At 70.7% G+C, this 18492-nt stretch carries 13 protein-coding genes; 2 read left to right on the plus strand and 11 right to left on the minus strand.

The genetic code is table 11. The features are described 5' to 3' along the window. Nucleotides 1-180: 180 nt before the first annotated feature. The 4 genes from ABZS77_RS28385 to ABZS77_RS28400 all read right to left on the minus strand — a co-directional run bounded on the left by ABZS77_RS28385 (nt 181) and on the right by ABZS77_RS28400 (nt 4168). Complete coding sequence (locus ABZS77_RS28385; protein ID WP_354829080.1) at nt 181-2064, minus strand: Xaa-Pro dipeptidyl-peptidase; 1884 nt, start codon at nt 2062-2064, stop codon at nt 181-183. A 156-nt stretch (nt 2065-2220) separates the two neighbouring features. Beyond that, nucleotides 2221-2706: a DUF2231 domain-containing protein gene (locus ABZS77_RS28390; protein WP_354829083.1), complete on the minus strand. Its 486-nt coding sequence runs from the start codon at nt 2704-2706 to the stop codon at nt 2221-2223. An 80-nt stretch (nt 2707-2786) separates the two neighbouring features. Next, a complete protein-coding gene (locus tag ABZS77_RS28395) occupies nt 2787-3422 on the minus strand; it encodes a LysE family translocator (protein ID WP_354829086.1) in 636 nt (211 codons plus the stop codon). Between the two features lie 2 nt (nt 3423-3424). Next, a complete protein-coding gene (locus ABZS77_RS28400; RefSeq protein WP_354829089.1) occupies nt 3425-4168 on the minus strand; it encodes a metallophosphoesterase in 744 nt (247 codons plus the stop codon). Nucleotides 4169-4260: 92 nt separating this feature from the next. On the opposite strand from ABZS77_RS28400, the gene ABZS77_RS28405 reads away from it, so the two are divergent. Beyond that, nucleotides 4261-4857, plus strand: a complete 597-nt coding sequence (locus ABZS77_RS28405; protein ID WP_354829092.1) for a CGNR zinc finger domain-containing protein — start codon at nt 4261-4263, stop codon at nt 4855-4857. Nucleotides 4858-4866: 9 nt separating this feature from the next. Here ABZS77_RS28405 and ABZS77_RS28410 read toward each other — a convergent pair whose 3' ends face one another. From ABZS77_RS28410 to ABZS77_RS28435, 6 genes are all read right to left on the minus strand, one after another. Then, entirely contained in the window at nt 4867-5880 is a 1014-nt protein-coding gene (locus tag ABZS77_RS28410) for an SEC-C domain-containing protein (protein ID WP_354829095.1), read from the minus strand. A gap of 182 nt (nt 5881-6062) precedes the next feature. Continuing rightward, on the minus strand, nt 6063-6899 hold the full coding sequence (locus ABZS77_RS28415) for an aldo/keto reductase (protein ID WP_354829098.1): 837 nt from the start codon (nt 6897-6899) through the stop codon (nt 6063-6065). 123 nt (nt 6900-7022) lie between these two features. Next, the gene (locus tag ABZS77_RS28420) at nt 7023-8927 is read right to left on the minus strand and encodes a DUF2075 domain-containing protein (protein WP_354829100.1); all 1905 of its coding nucleotides are present in this window, start codon (nt 8925-8927) and stop codon (nt 7023-7025) included. 142 nt (nt 8928-9069) lie between these two features. Then, nucleotides 9070-9405 (minus strand): nucleotide pyrophosphohydrolase, encoded by a 336-nt coding sequence (locus ABZS77_RS28425; RefSeq protein WP_354829103.1) that lies wholly within the window; start codon nt 9403-9405, stop codon nt 9070-9072. Between the two features lie 530 nt (nt 9406-9935). Next, on the minus strand, nt 9936-10130 hold the full coding sequence (locus ABZS77_RS28430; RefSeq protein WP_354829105.1) for a DUF4926 domain-containing protein: 195 nt from the start codon (nt 10128-10130) through the stop codon (nt 9936-9938). A gap of 4 nt (nt 10131-10134) precedes the next feature. Then, the gene (locus tag ABZS77_RS28435) at nt 10135-11286 is read right to left on the minus strand and encodes a DUF6883 domain-containing protein (protein WP_354829107.1); all 1152 of its coding nucleotides are present in this window, start codon (nt 11284-11286) and stop codon (nt 10135-10137) included. Nucleotides 11287-11720: 434 nt separating this feature from the next. On the opposite strand from ABZS77_RS28435, the gene ABZS77_RS28440 reads away from it, so the two are divergent. Beyond that, nucleotides 11721-17705, plus strand: coding sequence for a DUF4011 domain-containing protein (locus tag ABZS77_RS28440; RefSeq protein ID WP_354829109.1), 5985 nt, complete (start codon nt 11721-11723; stop codon nt 17703-17705). On the opposite strand, the gene ABZS77_RS28445 is transcribed toward ABZS77_RS28440, so the two are convergent. After that, a complete protein-coding gene (locus tag ABZS77_RS28445) occupies nt 17702-18472 on the minus strand; it encodes a hypothetical protein (RefSeq protein WP_354829111.1) in 771 nt (256 codons plus the stop codon). The genes ABZS77_RS28440 and ABZS77_RS28445 overlap by 4 nt on opposite strands. Nucleotides 18473-18492 lie beyond the last annotated feature (20 nt).

Raw genomic sequence — 18492 nt, forward strand, 5'->3', positions numbered from 1 at the left:
GCGCGTTCGATCCGCAGTCCGGCGGGAGTGGTGGCGGGGGAGCCGCCCCGGCCGGTGCCGCGGAACAGGTAACGGGGGCGAGCGGCACGTCCGGGAGCCGGCCAGCGACCGGACCTGGACGCGCGGATGGGGCAGCCCGAAACATGCCCGGACTGCCCCACCTGTGGTGCGACGGCGTACTCAGAACCCGAGGGCGCTCCGCCCGCCGACGACCGGAAGCCGCAGCTCGCTGTCGTTCGGCGCGACCCGCAGTTCGGTGCCGCCCAGCGGCAGCAGGGTGTAGTCCTGGTCGGTGGAGAACACGACTACGCCGATCCGGTGGCCGGCCGGGACGATGTAGTCCTTCGGCTCCATGGTCCACCGGTAGTCGTACAGCTTGCCCTGCCGTACCGGCGACATCCGGTCGGCGCTCTTGCGGTTCTGCGGGTCCATCCAGCCGCGCGTCACCACTCTGGGCGCGGCGGTCGACCCGGCGGGACCGTAGTCGACGAGGTACGCGGTGAGGTTGGCGTCCGGCTTGTTGTCGATGGCCATCCGCAGCCGCATCTCGGGGCGGCCGGAGAAGCGGACGTCCCTGGTCAGGGCGGGGGAGACGTACGCGAGCCGGTTGGCGCTCGCCGTGTCCGGGTTGGACACGAGGGTGGCCGGCGGGATCGCCCGGCCTTCGTCGACGAAGCGCTGCTCGACCTTGGCCTTCGGCGGCTTGCCGGTGGTCAGCGTGCCGGGGGTGGTGGTGTCGGTGGCGGCGAAGTTCAGTGCGACCTCGCGCGCCGCCGGGTCGGGCCAGTTGGCGTACGTGGTGTAGGCCCGGTCCTCGCGCTGGATGACCGCGGTCGGCTCGTCCATGATGCCGTTTTGTACGTTCCACAGCCAGAAGTCGAACCAGCGGTTCTCGGTCTGCTTGTACGTCCAGATGCGTCCGTCGGGCAGGGTCACCGACGCGCTGCTGCCGGGGCCGCCGTGCCCGCCCTGGTGCAGCCAGATCTTGCGCGGCACGTCGCGCCGGGCGAGCTGCTCCCACCAGCCGGTGAAGTGCTCGCTCTTGACGTTCCAGTCGTTGAGGCCGTGTACGACGAAGACGCTTGCCTTGACGTTGCGGGCGTCGAGGTAGTCGCGGTCCCGCCAGAACGTCGAGTAGTCGCCGCTGACCCGGTCCTGCTCCTCGGTGATCTTCGCGAGTTCGTCGGCGCAGGTCCCCTCGGCCCGGGCCTGTCCGGCCGTGTACTGGGCCAGGACGTCGAGGTCCTCACCCTGGAACCCTCCGGGTGCGACGACCAGGCCGTTGGCCCGGTAGTAGTCGTACCAGCTGCTGATCGCGGAGACCGGCACGATGGTCTTCAGTCCCTTGACCCCGGTGGTGGCCACCTGGTTGGGCAGCGTCCCGTTGTAGGAGACGCCGGTCATGCCGACCGCGCCGGTGGTCCAGCCGGCGGTGACCGGGGCGCCGTTCGCGTCGTACCCCTTGGCCCGGCCGTTGAGCCAGTCGATGACGGCCTTGGTGCCGAGCGTCTCGGCCTGGTCGCCGCTGGTGGGGCAGCCGTCCGAGTCGCCGGTGCCGATGCTCTGTCCGAGCACCACCGCGTACCCGCGCGGCACGTAGTAGTCGTCGAGCGAGCCCGGCAGGTTGGCCTTGGCCTGGGCGCGCTGGGTGGCCGCGTCGAGGCCCCGCAGGCCGGACCGGTGGGTCAGGCCGTTCTGCGGCAGGTCGTCGACCAGCACGCTCGGGTACGGCACCTCGTCCCAGGTGCCCTTGCGGTACGGGCTGTGCTCGAAGATGACCGGCACCTTGAAGCCCTGCGTGGCGGTCTCCCGGGGTCGGGAGATGTCGATCGCGACCCGGTCGGGTCGGCCGTCGTGGTCGCTGTCCACGGGGGTCTGGACGAACACCCGCTCCTCGATGGCGTCGGCGAGCGAGAACACCGGTTGGGTCATGCCGTCGGCGACCACGATGCCGGTGGGCGTGGTGGCCGCGGGCGGGGCCGCCGTCGCGGTCGGTGCTGCGCTGAGCACCAGGGCGCCGGACAGGCCGACGCTCAGTAGTGCCAGATGGCGGGGTCGACGCATGCGCGTCTCCCTTCGGTCGGGCTGGCTGCCGGGGTGTCGGCGGGGACGAACTCGAAGATCATTCGTCGTCATGCTAGGTGCGGGCGTGCGATCCGTCGATCCCCTCGGATCGGGGACGCCTCTCGTTCCACCGTGGCGTCCGGGCGTACCCCGTCGTCACTGGCCCTCCCAGACCGCCTTCGCGCCGGAGTCGCCGGTACGGATCACGTAGTAGACGGCGATGCCGGCGGCGACGACCGACAGCACCTGCAACGCCACGGTCAACGCCCGACCGGTGTGGACGCCCTCGGCGGTGCGCGGCGGTACGAACCGGACCAGCGCCAACGCGACGACCGCCAGCCCGATCGTGGCGTAGAGGGTGAGGTCACCGAAGTCCTGGTGCGCCTCCAGCTTCGGCACGAACTCCGGGGTGACCCGGTTGGCGGAGCGCATCCGCTCGAAGAAGGCGTCACCGGTGAGCTTCGCCAGCAGCGCGGCGAGCGGCGCACCCAGAGCGAGCAGCCCCAGCACCCAGCGCGTGTGCGACCGGATCGGCGCGACGAGCGCGTACGCGACGGTCAGGAGCGCCAGCAGCGGCACGAACACGACCGCGGCGTGCAGCACGAGAGGGTGGGCGGGGATGCCCATGAACTCCTCGAACATCGGCTCTCCTCAGGGGGATGACGGACCTTGATGATCCAGACATGGACCGTATCGGTACCGGCCCGGCCTGTCACCCGGCGTCAGGTCACCGCCGAGCGGACACCGAGACCGAGCAGGACCACGCCGGCGAGCCGATCGAACATTCGCCGGACGGTGGCCCTGCGCAGCAGCCGGGAGGCGGCGCCGGCGACGACGGTCCAGCCGGCGAGCCAGCACGTGTGCAGCGCGGCATGTGCCGTGGCGAGCAGCACCATCGGCGCCAGCACCGGTCGGCCCGGTTCGAGGAACTGCGGTGCCAAGGTGAGGTAGATGGCGGCGGCCTTGGGGTTCAGCACGTTGCCCAGCAGCCCCTGAAGGTACGGGTGGTCGACGCGCCAGGGCAGCCTCCGGGCAGGCACCACCGGTGGTGATCCCGGGACCCGGGGTCGGCGGGACGCGGACCAGAGCAGCCAGCCGCCGAGCCCGACGAGATAGGCCGCACCGACGAGTTTGACGACCAGGAACGCCTGCGACGAGCGGAGCACCAGCGCGGCCAGCCCGACGGCGGCCAGGACTGCGTGCACGTAGAGGCCGGTGATCGTACCCAGGATCACCCACCACCCCTGCCGCCGCCCGCCGGTGGTGACCCGCGTGACGACGAGCGTCAGGCTCGCGCCCGGAGTGGCGGTGATCGGCGCGACGGCGACCAGGAAACCGAGCACGGCAACCGCCCGCACGCTCAGACCACCACCCGGTAGTGGCTGGTGAGCAACCCGTCGTCGTACACGTGGAAGGCGACGCCTGGCGGTTGGGTCTGGGTGGTCAACGGGCCGTCGCCCTCCCACGGCATCCGGAGGGTGGACACCACACCCGGCGCGATCCGCAGTGGACGGCCGGCGAAGGTGCTCGCCGCGGCGGTGTGGAAGTGCCCGGTCAGCACGGCGACGACCTGCGGGTGGGCGCTGACCAGCTCGGCCAGCGGCTCGGCCGGCAGCAGCCGCATCGGGTCGATGACCGGGTGGTGCAGCTCGACCGGCGGATGGTGCAGCGCGACGAACGTCGGTGTGTCCGGAGGCACCGAGCCCAGCTCGCCGGCGAGCCACGCCAGGGTCTCCTCGTCCAGGTGGCCGTGGTCCTCGCCCGGCACGGAGGAGTCGGCCAGGAGGAAGACCGCGCCGGCCACGTCGTGCCGGGTGTTGATCGGGCCGGCGCCGCCGCCGTCGTCGCCGAGCAGACCCTTGCGGTACGCGTCGCGCACGTCGTGGTTGCCGGGGCAGACCAGGACCGGCAGTGGGGAGTCGAAGAGTTTCGCGGCCGTCCCGTACTCGGTGATCTCGCCGTGGTCGGCGACGTCTCCGGTGATCAGGATCGCGTCGACAGGTCGTGGCAGGGCATGCAGGTGGTCCATCACCCGGGCGGTGCGTTCGGCCGACCGGGGATGGCTGTCGATGTGGGTGTCACTGAGGTGTGCGACGACCAGCATGACGGCCCCCTAATGGATAGCGACGCGCAAAGGCGTTAGGGACGGTACGCTTGCCCGCATCGCCGCACAAGCCGCCACCGAGAGGGACGCGCATGTCAGCCCAGCTCGCGCTCGCCCTGGTCAGCACCATCCGACACGACGGCAACGGCGGCGTCGCCGACGACCTCGCCGACGTCGCCGGGCTGACCGCCTGGCTCGGCGAGCAGGCCGAACCCCTGCGGGAGTACGTCGGCGGGTGCCCGATCCACGGCGACGAGCGGACCCGCCTCGACGTGGTGGCGGTGCGCCGTGCCGCCCGTACCCTCTTCGCCCGGGCGGTCCGGCCCGGGCCGCCCAGCCGGGCCGACTCGTCCTCGCTGCTCGCCCCGCAGGAGGCGGTCGACCGGCTCAACCAGGCCACCGCCGCCATGCCGGTGCGGCCGGTGCTGACCTGGCCCGACGAGAGCGCGCCGTCCCTCACCTGGCAGGGCGAGGCGGCCGACGCGCGCCTAGCGCTCACCGCTGGGCTGGCCCGCGCCGTCATCGAGTTCCTCGTCGGCCCCGCCCGCACGGAGTTGCGCGCCTGCCCCGCACCGCGCTGCGTCCGCTACTTCGTCAAGGACCACCCCCGTCAGGAGTGGTGCAAGCCGTCCTGCGGCAACCGGGCCCGCGTCGCCCGGCACTACCAGCGTCGTTCCGCCGTACGCTGACCGAAAGCCTCAGCCGCGCGACCGCGGCAGGCAGTCCTTCTTGTACTTCAGACCCGAACCGCACCAGCAGCCGTCGTTGCGCTCCGGCGGCCAGGGCACCCGCGCGCTGGGCCGCGCCGCCACCTCCGCCGCGTAGCCGGCCCGGATCTCCGGATCGGACGGATCCCCGTCGCGGCGCCCGGCGAACGCCTCCAAACCGGCCACCGTCGCGGCGAACACGCCCAGCCCCGTCCGTCCGGCGCTCGCCAACCGGACCAGCGCCTTCTCCAGCCGGGCGCGGTGCGCGTCCCAGTCCGGCCCGTACACGTCGGTCAGCTCGGAGTGCGCGGCGAGCAGACGGTCGAACTCGTCCCGGCGCCACAGGAGCAGATCCGAATCGCCGCCCTGACGCTCCGCCGCCCGACGGACGAGCTGGTTCTCCAACCGGTCAGCCAGGTCGTCCTGCCGGTCGTGCGGCAGGTTGAGGTCCCGGCGTACCCGATGGCGCTGTTGCAGCAGGAAGAACGCGACACCCGGCGCCTCCGGCGGGCCGACCTCCGGGTCGCCCGCCCCGGCGCGCTCACCGAGCAGGCTGTCCACCGCCTCGCTCAGCCACGTCTCCGCGACCGCCGAGCGACCACCGGCGGCCAGCGCCGCGCTCAGGTACGCCGGCGCGTCCGGCTGCGTCAGCAGCAACGGACGCAGCGCCGTCAGCTCCACCATCGCCTCGTCGTCCCGACCACCCGCCCGGAACAGGGCCCGCGCCCGCAACGCCCGCGCCACCCCGGCCCGAGGATCATCCCCCGACGGGTACGCCTGCAACGCCCGGTCCGCGTACCGCAGCGCGGCATCCGGCCTCGCCCGGATCTCCGCGATCTCGGCAGCCAGCGTCAGCGCGTCGCCGGCGTCGTCCGGATCCTCCAGGCGGCCCTGCTCCACGGCCTCGGCGAGATCCGCGGCGACACCCAGGGGATCGGCCGTCCCGAGCGCTGAACGGCGCAGTTCGGCCAGGTCAGCCTTGGTGAGTACGTCTCTGGTCGACACGACCTCACGGTACGTCGGGGTGCTCCCGGACGGTCCGATTATGGCCATCTGCCGTCGACAGGCCGCCCGGTTGAGCCTTATGACTCACAGGCATATTCATACCTCGGAGTCATAAGCGGCCGAACCATCCGCCGGTGCGCCGGCATCACGTCGGTCACGTACGCACCAGCGGACTCGGGCGGTCAGAACTCCTCGTACACCGCCGGGTCCTGGTCCGCGAGCCGCCCGTCGGGGCGGCCCAGGGCGGTGATGGCCTCCACCTCGGCTTCGGTGAGCGTGATGCCGAAGACGTCCAGGTTCTCGACCTGCCGCTGCGGGGAGGCCGCCTTGGGCAGCGGGATCACCTGACGGGCCACGTGCCAGGCGAGGATGGTCTGCGCCGGGGTGACGCCGTGGGCGGACGCGATCTCCACGATCGTGGGGTGCTGTTGCAGGTCGTTGCCGTGGCCGAGCGGGCTCCAGCCCTGCACCAGGATCCCGTGCTCCCGGTGGTAGTCGAGCGCCTCCTGCTGCGGGAAGTACGGGTGCACCTCGATCTGGTTGACCACCGGGGCTACACCGGTCTCGGCCACCAACCGGTCGATGTGCTCGGGCAGGAAGTTCGACAGGCCGATGTGCCGGACCAGGCCACGCTCGCGCGCCTCGATCAGCGCCCGCCACGCCTGCACGTACAGGTCCACCTTCGGGTTCGGCCAGTGGATCAGATACAGGTCGACCCGGTCGAGGCCGGTACGGAACACACTCTCCTCGATGGTGGTCAACGCCTCGTCGAAGCGGTGGTGCCGCCCCGGCAGCTTCGACGTCACGACCAGCTCGTCGCGGAGGCCACCAGCCGCGCGGACGGCCCGACCCACCGCGCCCTCATTCTCGTAGTTCACCGCCGAGTCGATCAGCCGGTAGCCCGCCCGGATCGCCTGACCGATCGCGTCGACTCCCGCCGAGCCGTTCAGCTGGTACGTGCCGAGCCCGATCGCCGGCAGAGTCGTGCCGTCAGCGGCCGTCAGGTGGGGAATCGTCATGATCGGACCCTACCCGCGGGACGTTGGCGGAGGCGCGATGCTGAACGCGTGGCCGCTACCAAGGCCCGACACCTACCTCGCGCCCGCGTGCTACGTCGTCCCGTCGCGGGGCGCACCGGAGGATCAGCGCAGGTCGTCGTCGGCCGTCTCGTAGACCGTCTCGACTGGCCTGATCACCTTGACCAGCGAGGCGAGATACTCCCGTGTCTCCGGATCGGTGGAGTAGACGATCGTGCCCTGCATGCCGCGGGTCAGCAGGACCTTGTAGGTGTTGCGGATCAGCAGGTCCGCTTCGGCATCGCTGACCGACTTGCGATTGCGGAACGCCGGGTCCTTCGACTCCTCGCGCCGCGCCACCAGGCGACCTTCCCGGGCGACCAGGTCGGGCCCCATGATGACGCCCGACCAGTCGTACTCGAAGCCCTGGGCTGTGTAGACGCAGCCCACCTGCCCGAAACCGTTCGGGTCGGTGGCCCAGAACGCGCTGCCCGGCGCGTCCCCCACGCTGCGGTCACTCTTGACGTTCCAGGGCCGGGACCAGCCACCGACCCGCACTTCCGGCACCAGGCTGTCGTCCGGGCGCGGATCGCTCCAGGGCCAGCAGTATCCTGCGGACATTCGCGCCGTCACGCCGGATGCCTGCTTCCCAGCGAGGAATGCCTCCAGCTCCGCGGGTGACTCCGCGAGACGAAGGTCGACCCTCCCGTCACCGGTCCAGACCGACGGTTCGCCACCCTCGAGGCCGAGCAGGTCGACAACCCACTGCTCGTACGCCTCGCTGCCGCCGCAGCGGAACTGGCTGTGCAGAGACACCACCTCGACATCCAGGTTGAGCTGCCTCGCGTAGGACGAGATGACGTCGACATTGCCCAACTCGCCCGGCTTCACCACCTGGTGCTCATCGAGCAGGAAGACCGGCACCCGGGCAGCGGCGATCAACTCGTCGATCTGCGTGCGAGCCTTGTCCCGCTTGGTCCGCGGCGTGAAGCGGTTGACGGAAGTCTCCCGGATGCGGTGCGCCTCGTCGCAGAGCAGGACGTCCAGACCATTGCGCTCGGCGGACATGAAGCTGTTGAAGTAGCCGAACAGGTTCTTCAGTCGGGTCGATCCCTTGCCGGCGTATCGGCGCAGGGTCTGGGTGAACGACCGCGAGCCCGTCGCGTGCATGACGGAGCGGTTCTGGCGCGCCAACTCGCCGAGCACCGACAGGGCGATGACGCTCTTACCGCTGCCCGGTCCACCCGACACGACCACGACCGATTTCCGGTCCGCCGACCGGGCGCGCTCGACCGCGTGCAGGACCAACTCGTACGCCACGCGCTGCTCATCCAGCAACGTGAAGTGCGAACGGTCCTTCAGTTCCTGCGCGGCGTACCTCAGCAGGTGCCTGCTGGGCCGAACAGAGCTGGTGAGGAAGCGGTCTGCGGCGCCGGCCCCTGACGTGGGAGCCAGATGGGTGCGTAGGTAATCCTGGAACTGGCCGCGCCGCTGCTTGGTGAAGATTCGGCTCTGCTCGGTCGCCCGGCGGTCGAACAGGTCACTGATGTCACGGTCCACGGCGTTGTGCAGGTACGCCACACCCCGCACCGGATTCCGGTGCTCGGCGAGGACGCCGAGAAAGTCCGTCAGGTACTCGCAGTAAAGTTCGACCTGAACGCCGGGATGCAACCGCGCGCCGCGCACGCGCTCCACAGCCACAAGGTTCTCAGCGCCCTCGTAGGATTCGGCGTAGGACCATTGTTTCAACTCCACGACGACGTAGGAGTCGTCGGATGTTCTCGGGTCAACTCCTGCGAGCACAACGTCGACCCGCTTGCTTGTCAGCGGGAGCTGGTACTCGACCAGCATCTCCACCTGTCCGAGACCGGCATCGACGAGATCCTGCCCCAGCACGTCAAGGCTGCGTGACCAGGAACGGCGCTCCGCCGGGCTCACATCGTGGCCGAGCTGCTCCACGATTCGATCTACGAGCATGCCGGCGCCAGCCAGGCGCAGCAGACCATCGGCGGACGTGCGGAACGCTGACAACACTTGCCCCCGGGCAGCACGAAGTGATCGTGCGCATGGGGGGCGTGTCCGGCAATCGCCGGAAGCCCGTCGTGACGCGCTCCTACGGCAAGGACTGTAGCGAAGAGATCAACTCAACGCCATGCTCGACAACGCTTCCTGACTACCGTTTTGCCGCGGATCCGCGAACCTGTTCCACGGGATAGCGGCGCGCCGAATCGTCCAGTTTCGTCAGGGCGGCTTCGGTCAGGTCGACGCCGAGCACGTCGGCGAGCCTGGTCAGATAGATCATTACGTCGCCGATCTCGGCCCTCACCCGGCTACCGGCATCCGGGTCGTTCATGACTGCCGAGGCCTCCTCAGGTGTCAACCACTGGAATTCGGCAATCAGCTCGCCGACCTCCCCAGCGAGGGCCATGACCAGGTTCTTGGGCGTGTGGAACTGCTGCCATTCCCGCGCCTGGGCGAATGCCCGCACGCGATCCGTCAAGTCATCCATGGCAGGGAGCATCGCAGGCCGCCCAACCAGTTGGACAAACGGCAGTTGCTCGGCAACTCAGCTTCCGGAGGCGGCAGACTCTCACGGCGGACGTCGTCACACGAGCTACCGGGAGCCGAGGTGCTGTACCAGATCCACTTCGAGGCAGAGTTGCCCGCGGACGCGCTGCGCCGGCACCTGCACCAGGATTACGGCATCGCCCCCGAGTCCGTGTACGTGGGTCGGATCAAGGACCGGTCGGTGGACGATCCCCGGCCGGTCGCCATGTTCACGCCGCCGGACCAGGACGAGGAGTTCGGCTGGATCCTCACCGGTGACAGCGAGCTCGCCGAAGCCACCGGGCAGAACGAGCGGGATCTCGCCGTCAGCTCGTCGTGGTGCCACCGCCGGAGTGGGCGCGCGGCTAGGACCTCCAGGGTCTCCGGGACGGGGCATCTTCTCGCTACGTCAACCGGCGCTGGATTGGCACCCGGCGTTTGGTGCCCACGCGGTCACCGGAGCGCGACGCGCTGGAACTGCGCCTCACCCCACTACACGTCGCGGCGAATCACCTGGTCGGGCCGGAGCGTGATCATGGTGACGGTGCGGCCATCGGCGTCGGTGAACTCGACTTCGTAGGCGGTCGAGGGGGCACTGAAGATGTGAACAATCGTTCCCACCGCGCCTGCGGGCAGTTGTTCTCCCGGAATGGCTTCCTTGAGCTCCACTACGTCATACAGCTCCACCACGTCATCCTTCCTTGGGCGGGAACGAGATGGTCACCATCCGAGGTGCGGATGCTCCGTTCTCCAGTATCCAGGCTGTCCGGACGGTGATCGTGCCACCGGGCCCGGTCAGGGGAAGGTCCACGGACAACCGTTCGCCGAACTCGTCCGTCTTGCCGGGCAGAGGCGTGCCCGCACGGACACCTTCGCGGATTTGCTGCACGATCACGTCGGCGTCGTCCGGGCCGAGGCCGGTCGCGGAGTTGATGACGCGATACTTGTTCCTGCCGACAGGATGGTCCGGGTTCATGGCGTAGGCGGTGATCTTTCTCTGGTCTATCTCGGCTTCAGTGAAGTCCGGTCGTTCGGGGTCGTTCGGGAGCTTGGTCGGTTCGGGGCCGTCAGCCCGCTGTGGGTCCGGCGACTGCTTGCGGAGTCGCCCGAGCGCCTGCTTGAGCTTGTCGATGACGTCGCCGAGTCGGCGGATCTCCGGTACCAGCCGTCGCAGGCTGGCAAGCAGTCCGCGCAGCAGTCGTGCGATCCGCGCCCCCCATGACGCAACAGTCGCGGTGGCCTGCTGCACGACCAGTGGTGTGGCCAGTCCGCCGGTGGCGAGGAGTTCGGCGGCGTAGACGATGAGGCGGGAGACGCAGGTGGCGATGGCGTCGCGGACGAGGAGTCGGACGGCGGCGACGAGGCCGGCGACGCCTTCGGTGATGGCGGCCATGGTGTCGGCGCAGAGCGCGAGCCCGACGATGGCTTGTTGTTGCTCGGTCGTCCAGGCGCGATAGGCGGTTGCGGCCGCTCCGCTCCAAGCAGCTACGTCGGTGCGGGCGAGGGTGGCGGCTTCCTCGCGGAGCGATCTGGCGACGTTGTGCCAGGTTTCGGCGTGTGCGGCGATCTGCGCCGGGTCGCCGGCGAGCCAGTCGAGGGCCTCGCTGAGGGGTTTGACGTGTTCGATGAGCCAGGCGATGCCGTACTGGAGCAGGGCGCTGGCGGGGTCGGAGACGAAGGCGAGGGCGTCCAGACCGGCGCTGACGACGCCGAGGCTGCCGTCGATCCAACTGCCGGTGCGGACGCCCTGGGCGATCAGTTCAATGTCCTCGTAGAGCCAGATACCGGCCCATGCGCTGGGTGAGGTGTCGGCTGCGGCAGCGGCGAGCGGATTGGGCGTCACCAGCGCCGACGCGCTCCATCAACCAGCGGCATGGCGTGGCCACGGGACGCCGTTGGGGCCCGGTGCTGGTCTGCGACTGCCCGGGCGGTGTGCGCGGAGGGATGGTGTTCAACGTCCTTGTCGAGATGTCGTTCCGCTGCGGCGAACGCCGGGTGGTGCGCCCACATGCCTATCCTCCCCTGGGGCTGCCGCCGCTGGGCGGCAAGCAGAAGCATCGATACGTTATCAACCGGTGGCGTTGCGTGTGCAGCCTTGATCCCCGTCGTTTCCCTTGCCTTGACCATCAGCGAGGTGGTGCCGGGTGCCTCGTCGTGCACGGCATGTACTGCTTCGGACGTACGGGGCCCAGAGTCGTTGTATGGCCGGGGCCCTCTCCGCCGTACGGGTCACCGATAGGCTGGCTCTCCCTGGTCTCGTCACCTGGAGAAACGCCCATGTCCGACAGCGTCTTCGCGCAGTTCACCGCCGACGACGACCAGCTCGAAGTCGGGCTGATCGTGCAGCCGGCGATCAACGCCGCCCTGGTGCACAACCGGGTGCCGCTGGTCCGGCATCTCACCCTGGTCAACCGGGGTGCGGGCGAGCTGGCCGACGTGACGGTGACGCTGGAGCTGCGCGGCCCGGACGGCTCGCTCACCGAGCCGTGGACGCGTACGCTCACCGCGCCGTTGCGAGCGGGGGCGAGCACGAGTTGGGACGACTTCCGGGACTTCACGCCGGACCGAACGCTGCTGTACCGCGCCGACGAGGCGTTCCCGGTCGACTACATCCTCCGGGTGCAGGCGCAGGGGGAGGCACTGCGGCTGGTCGCCCCGTCCAGGGTGTTGGCGCACAACGAGTGGTTCAACAGCCCCGCCCTGTACGACACTCTCGCCGCCTTCGTGCAGCCGAACACCCGGGCGGTCGACGCGGTCCTGCGGGCGGCTGCTCAGATCCTGCTCGCGCGGACCGGCTCCGGCTCGTTGCAGGGCTACCAGGAGGGTTCGGAGCGGGCGGCGCTGATCGCCGGCGCGGTGTACGAGGCGCTGCGCCAACTGGAGATCACCTATCAGACCCTGCCGGCGTCGTTCGAGAACACCGGCCAGAAGGTACGGACGACAGCCGCGGTGCTGGACGGCCGACTCGGCAACTGCCTCGACCTGGCCGTCACGTACGCCGCGTGTCTGGAGGCGGCGGGTCTGCACCCGCTCATCTTCATCAGCGAGGGGCACGCGTTCGGAGGCTTCCTGCTGGAGGAGGAGCGGCTGGGCGCGGCCGCGGTGACCGAGACCAACCTGCTGATCTCGATGGTCGACTCCGGTCGGGCGGTGCCTGTCGAGTTGACACGCATCGGGCCGGGCGCCCAGTCGGCGACGTTCACCGAGGCGGTGCGGGTGGGGCTCGGCCACTTCCGCGGCGACGGTGAGCGCGTCCAGGGTCTCGTCGATGTGCACCTGGCCCACCGCTCGGGGATCCGACCGCTGCCGTCGACCGACGAACCGGTGACGCCCGCCGCGGCGGGTGCCGAGGCGACAAGCACGACAGGCGCGTCGCTCGATCTGCCGCCCGGCGTCGCCGCCGCGAAGCTGCGGCAGCTCGCCGACGACGGAGACGAGGTGGCGCAGCAGTCCGACGGCTCGCCGGCGCGCATCCAGCAGTGGAAGAAGTCGCTTCTCGACCTGAGCCTGCGCAATCCGCTGCTCAACCTGCCCAAGCGGGGTCGGGGCCTGGACCTGCACGTGCCGGCGGGCGCGTTGCCGCTGCTGGACGACCTGATCCACGACGGCAGGCAGGTGCAGGTCATCCCGCAGGACGACATCAGCCACGTGCACGAGCTGGCCGGGGCACGTCGGGCGCAGGACCTCGACGCCGAGATCCTGACCCGTGAACTGGGCACGGACCGTCGCGTCTACGGCGCGGTCACCGAAGCGCGCTACAAGACCGCCATGCGGGCGCTGCAACGCGACGCGCGCACGATGGAGCAGGAGACCGGCAGCAACTACCTCTACCTGACCATCGGCACGCTCGTGCACACCAGGAGCACCGGGGGAGAGGCGTACGCGCCGCTGTTCCTCCTGCCGGTACGCATCGAGGGCGGCACCGGCCGTCGCCCGTACGCGATGGTCATCGACGGCACCGAGGTCGCCAGCCCCAACCACTGCCTGGTCGAGTGGCTGCGGGTCAAGCACGGCGTCCGGATCCCTGAGTTGGAACGGCCGGTCCTCGACGGGCACGGCATCGACGTCGCCAAGACGCTCGCCGCGATCAACACCGGCCTGGTCGACAACCGGCTCGACTACCGCATCGACGAGACGGCGAGCCTGCGGCTGCTGCAGTTCTCCACCTTCCAGATGTGGCGGGACCTCACCGATCACTGGCCCCGGTTCCTGGAGAACCCGGTCGTCCGGCACCTGGTCGAGTCCTCCGGCGCCACGTTCGACGACCCGGCCCGGCCGGACGACGCCGAGGTGCTCGTCGACGAGGCGGACCTGCACCTGCCGATTCCCGCCGACGGCTCGCAGATGCAGGCCATCGTGCGCGCGGAGCGCGGCCACTCCTTCGTCCTGGAGGGGCCGCCCGGCACCGGCAAGTCGCAGACCATCACCAACATGATCGCCCGAGCGGTCGCCGCCGGCCGGTCGGTGCTGTTCGTCGCCGAGAAGCAGGCCGCGTTGGAGGTGGTGAAGCGCCGCCTCAGGCAGGTCGGTCTCGGTCCGTTCGCCCTCGACCTGCACGGGCGCAAGCAGTCCCTCAACGCGATCCGCCAGCAGTTGCGCGACGCCCTCGACCAGCAGGACCACGGCGGGGACGGCACGTGGACGGCGGTGGAGACGGCCTACCGGACGCGGCTCGCCCCGTTGGCCGAGTACCCGACGCAGGTGCACACCACGAACCCCGCCGGGATGTCGCTCTGGTCGGCCTACGAGCAGACCCTGGCGTACGGGGACGGCCCGGTCGCCCCGATCCCGGTGGCCTACCTGCACGCACCGGCCGAGGCACGCGCGCGGGTCGAGACGACCCTGCGGGAGTTCCCGGCGGCCGCCCGGTCGGCTCGGCTGAGGGCCGCGCACCCGTGGGCGCTGAGCGGGTGCCGCAGCCTCGACGGGTTGCACGGCGCCGCCGTCACCGAGGTCGCCGCCGAACTGGAGACGCTGCGGGTCGACGTCGCCGACCACCCGTACCTGCTGGATCTGTTGCGGACGTTGCCCGACCCGGAGGCGGTCGGCGAGTTGCAGGCGGGCGCCTGGCTCGCCGTACGCCGGATGCTGCCGGACCGGGAGGCCACCCTGCGGGCCGCCGACGGGCCGTGGGACGACGCGGCCAACCGGTTCCAGGCGGACCTGGCGGCCTTCCGGGAGGGGTTCGCCGGTGAGCTGGCGAGTTTCCGCGCGGACGTCTTCGCCCGCCCGGAGCTGCCCATCTGGCACGCCGAGGCGCAGGCGGTGGCGAAGCGGCTGTTCGGCAAACGCAAACGGCGGCAGGCCATCGTGGACCGGCTTGCGGTGCACCTGGTCGCCGGCGCGACGCTCGACACCGACCAGGTGGAGGTGACCGTCGGTCGGCTCGTCGCCGCCCAGGCCCAGGCGGCGGCCCTCCAGCAGCGGTCGGTGGCGCTGGGCGGGTTGCGGTTGCCGGCGTGGCAGCCCACCGATCCGGACGCGCGGGAACGCCTCGCGGAGGCGGTCGAGGCGACCAGGACCGGGCGGACACTCCTGGCTCGGCACCCTCTGGCCTGGGAGCTGTTCGATCGCGGGATCACCGACGTCGACGCGGCCCTGCTCGACCGGGTCGCCTCCCGCTGGCGCGCCTGGCGCGGGGTGTTGCGCTCGGCCGGGCCGGAGTTGACCCGGTGGGCGGCCGGCGTCCACTGGGTCGACGCCTGGCAACGCGACGGCGCGGTGTGGCTGGACGAGGTGCGGGCCGAGGAGCTGTTTCCGCTGCGCCGGTGGGCGACCGTCCTGGCCCACGCCGACGTGCTCGCCTCGGCCGGCCTCACCGACTACCGGGACCAACTGCTGCGCGACGAGGTGCCCGCGCGGATCGCCGAGGAGGTGTACCGCCGGGGCGTCGCTGCCGCGTCGCTGGCCGAACGGGTACACGCGGGCCGCCTGCGGTACTTCGACCCGGAGCTGCACGACGACGAGATCAGCCAGTTCGAGGCGGCGGCCGGCGAGCTGCGGTCCACGCTGCCGACGCAGCTACCGTCGGTGCTGGTCGCCCGTCGCCCGTTCAGCCCGACCGACAGGCGGGGCCGGTTCGCCGAGTTCGCCGCGGAGCTTCGCCGCAAGCGGGGCGGGCGGTCCTTCCGGGAGCTGTTCGAGCAGTACCCGGACGCCGTGCTCGCGCTGACCCCGTGCGTGCTGGTCAGTCCGGCGTCGGCGGCGAACTTCCTGGCACCGGGGAGTCGACGCTTCGACCTGGTCATCTTCGACGAGGCGTCGCAGATCCGGGTGGCCGAGGCGATCGGCGCGATGGGTCGGGGCAGCGCCGTGGTGGTGGTCGGCGACTCCCGGCAGATGCCACCCAGCAGCATCATGCAGGCCAGCCACACCGTCGACGAGGTCGACGACGGCGACGGCCCGGTGCCGGAGGACCTGGAGAGCATCCTCAGCGAGGCCGTCGAGTCCGGGCTGCCGCAGCGCTGGCTGTCCTGGCACTACCGCAGCCACGACGAGTCCCTCATCGCGTTCTCCAACCGCTACTACTACGACAACAAACTCTCCAGCCTCCCGTCGCCCGGCGCCAGCGGCACCGCCGGTGTCACCTGGCGGCGCGTCGACGGCCGGTACGACCGCGGCGGCGCACGGACCAACGACGTGGAGGCGCGGGCGATCCTCGCGGACATCACGCGGCGCCTGCACGACCCGGCGACCGCCAGCCAGTCGATCGGCGTGGTCACCTTCAACATCCAGCAGCGCGACCTCATCCTCAACCTGCTGGAGGAGAGCACCGACCCGATCATCCGCGAGCAGCTCTCCGGCGCGGTCGCGGAACCGATCTTCGTGAAGAACCTGGAGAACGTGCAGGGCGACGAGCGGGACGTGGTCCTGTTCTCCCTGGCCTTCTCCACCAACCCGGAGACCGGCCAGCTTCCGCTGAACTTCGGCCCACTCAGCCAGGCCGGCGGTGAACGGCGGCTCAACGTGGCCGTCACCCGCGCCCGCCGCCAGGTCGTCCTCTACTCGTCGTTCGACCCGTCGGACATCGACCTGTCCCGGACCTCCGCGCTGGGCACGCAGCACCTGCGGGCGTACTGCGAGATGGCCGCGGCCGGCGTGGACCGGCTCGGGGACCTGACGGTCGACCGGGCCGAACGGCGTAGCCGGATCCGCGACGAGGTGGCGGCGGCGCTGCGCCAGCGTGGCCACGAGGTCCGTACCTCGCACGGCCTGTCCGACTTCACTGTGGACATCGCGGTACGCACGCCCGGGGCGCCCCGGTGGCAGGTGGCCGTCATGCTCGACGGCCCGGACTGGAGTGCCCGCCCGACGGTTGCCGACCGGGACTCCGCGCCCGCGCTGCTCCGGTCCATCATGGGCTGGTCGGAGGTGGTGCGGTTCTGGCTGCCGGCGTGGATCCACGACCGGTCGGCCCTGCTCGACCGGGTCGACGAGGCGCTCACCCGAGCTGCGGACCCTCCGGCGGTCCAACCGGAGACCGACCCGGCGGGGACCGCGCCGCCGCACCTCGACATCACGCCGCCGCGCCAACGCGTCGAGCCGGCACCGCCCGAGGTGCCGCAGTCACGTCCCGACGCCGACGAGGCGCCCCTTCCGGGTCCGTCGCCGACATCCGTCACCGCACTCGCGCCGGCGTCCGCACCGCACACGGTCACCGTCGCGGCGACAGCACCCGGCGCCATCACGGCGAGCCCGTTCGTTCCGTACGTCCCGACGCCGCTCGGCGACCAGACCGACCTCGACCTGCTCGCCACCGACCAGCGCGTGCGCGCTCTGCTGCGCGACGCGCTGCACGACATCATCGAGGCGGAGGGTCCCGTCGAGCAGCACCGCCTCGCCCGGCTGGCGCTCGCCCGGTTCGGTTTCCTGCGCACCCGCGAGGACCGCCGCACCGCCGTACTCGCCCTCGTCGACGCCCGCCGGCTGTACACGCACCCGACCCTCGGCGGGTACGCCTGGCCGGACGGTGTCGACCCGCGCACCTACCGCGCGTACCGGGTCACCCAGGCCAGCGGTGACCGGGCCTTCGAGGAGGTGCCGCCCGAGGAGGTCGCGAACGCCCTCGTGCACGTCCTGAAGGGCGTACCGGGCATGGACGAGGAGCGGTTGCTGCGTGCCGGCCTGGAACGGCTCGGCTACCGACGGCGCACCGAGAAGATCGACAAGCTCCTCCGGTACGGGCTGCACGTGGCCCTGACCAGCGGCCGGCTGCGACACGACCAGGAGGGACGCCTCACCCTGGCGGGCCAGGACGGCTAGCCGGCGCCGTTCGAGCGCTGGATGAGGCGCTGGACCCATTTGTCGAACTTGCTGCTGGCCCCGCCGAGCAGGCCGGTGAGGTCCTCTTCGGTCACCACCCCACGGTCGGTCAGCGACATGATGAGGCCGCGCAGCCGTCGGTGGTCGTCCGCCTCGGAGGGTTCGGCGGGGGCGGCGGTGCCCATGTGCCGTTGCAGGTCCTGGAGGATGTCCATCATCTGCGGCAGCGTCTCGATGACCTGCGACAGGCCGGTCTCGTGCGGGCTCGACGAGCCGCGCAGGTCCTGCAGGGTGAGGGCGACCGACATCGGGGTGACGATGTCCGCGTCGGTGGTTATCGAGTCGATGGCGCGGCCCAGCTGTTCCTTGGCGGAGTGCACGCTGTCGAGGTCGGTGTGGTCGACCAGGATCGTGCGCATGCCCTGCACGTCGAACGGGAGCTGCTGGTCCTTCGCCATGAGCTGCACGAACGGCTTGCGCAGCGCGTGGCGGACCGCCAACTCGTAGAAGACGTTGGCGTTCTGGTCGGTGAGGTCGGCGATGACCAGGTCGTTCTGGATGATCCGGTCGAGCACCTGTGAGGTGATGAGGCCGGCCCGTTCGATCTCGTCACCCCGGATCGCCTGGAAGCCCCGCGCCTCGACGACCGGGCGGATGACGTGCTTGAGGATCTGGTCGCTGCGGCGGCGGATCTCGGAGCCCTCCGGGCCGATCGGAGCGATGACGAAGCACTCGCGGCGGGTGGGCTGCCCGTTAGCGTCCCCCATGCCGCCAGCCTAGAGGAGAT

It is taken from the genome of Micromonospora sp. NPDC005298 (assembly GCF_040607375.1).
Lineage (GTDB): Bacteria > Actinomycetota > Actinomycetes > Mycobacteriales > Micromonosporaceae > Micromonospora.

Coding starts and splice junctions, on each gene's coding strand:
- ABZS77_RS28385 (WP_354829080.1), bottom strand. CDS start 2,064: ATGCGTCGACCCCGCCATCTGGCACTACTGAGCGTCGGCCTGTCCGGC.
- ABZS77_RS28390 (WP_354829083.1), bottom strand. CDS start 2,706: ATGTTCGAGGAGTTCATGGGCATCCCCGCCCACCCTCTCGTGCTGCAC.
- ABZS77_RS28400 (WP_354829089.1), bottom strand. CDS start 4,168: ATGCTGGTCGTCGCACACCTCAGTGACACCCACATCGACAGCCATCCC.
- ABZS77_RS28405 (WP_354829092.1), top strand. CDS start 4,261: ATGTCAGCCCAGCTCGCGCTCGCCCTGGTCAGCACCATCCGACACGAC.
- ABZS77_RS28415 (WP_354829098.1), bottom strand. CDS start 6,899: ATGACGATTCCCCACCTGACGGCCGCTGACGGCACGACTCTGCCGGCG.
- ABZS77_RS28425 (WP_354829103.1), bottom strand. CDS start 9,405: ATGGATGACTTGACGGATCGCGTGCGGGCATTCGCCCAGGCGCGGGAA.
- ABZS77_RS28440 (WP_354829109.1), top strand. CDS start 11,721: ATGTCCGACAGCGTCTTCGCGCAGTTCACCGCCGACGACGACCAGCTC.
- ABZS77_RS28445 (WP_354829111.1), bottom strand. CDS start 18,472: ATGGGGGACGCTAACGGGCAGCCCACCCGCCGCGAGTGCTTCGTCATC.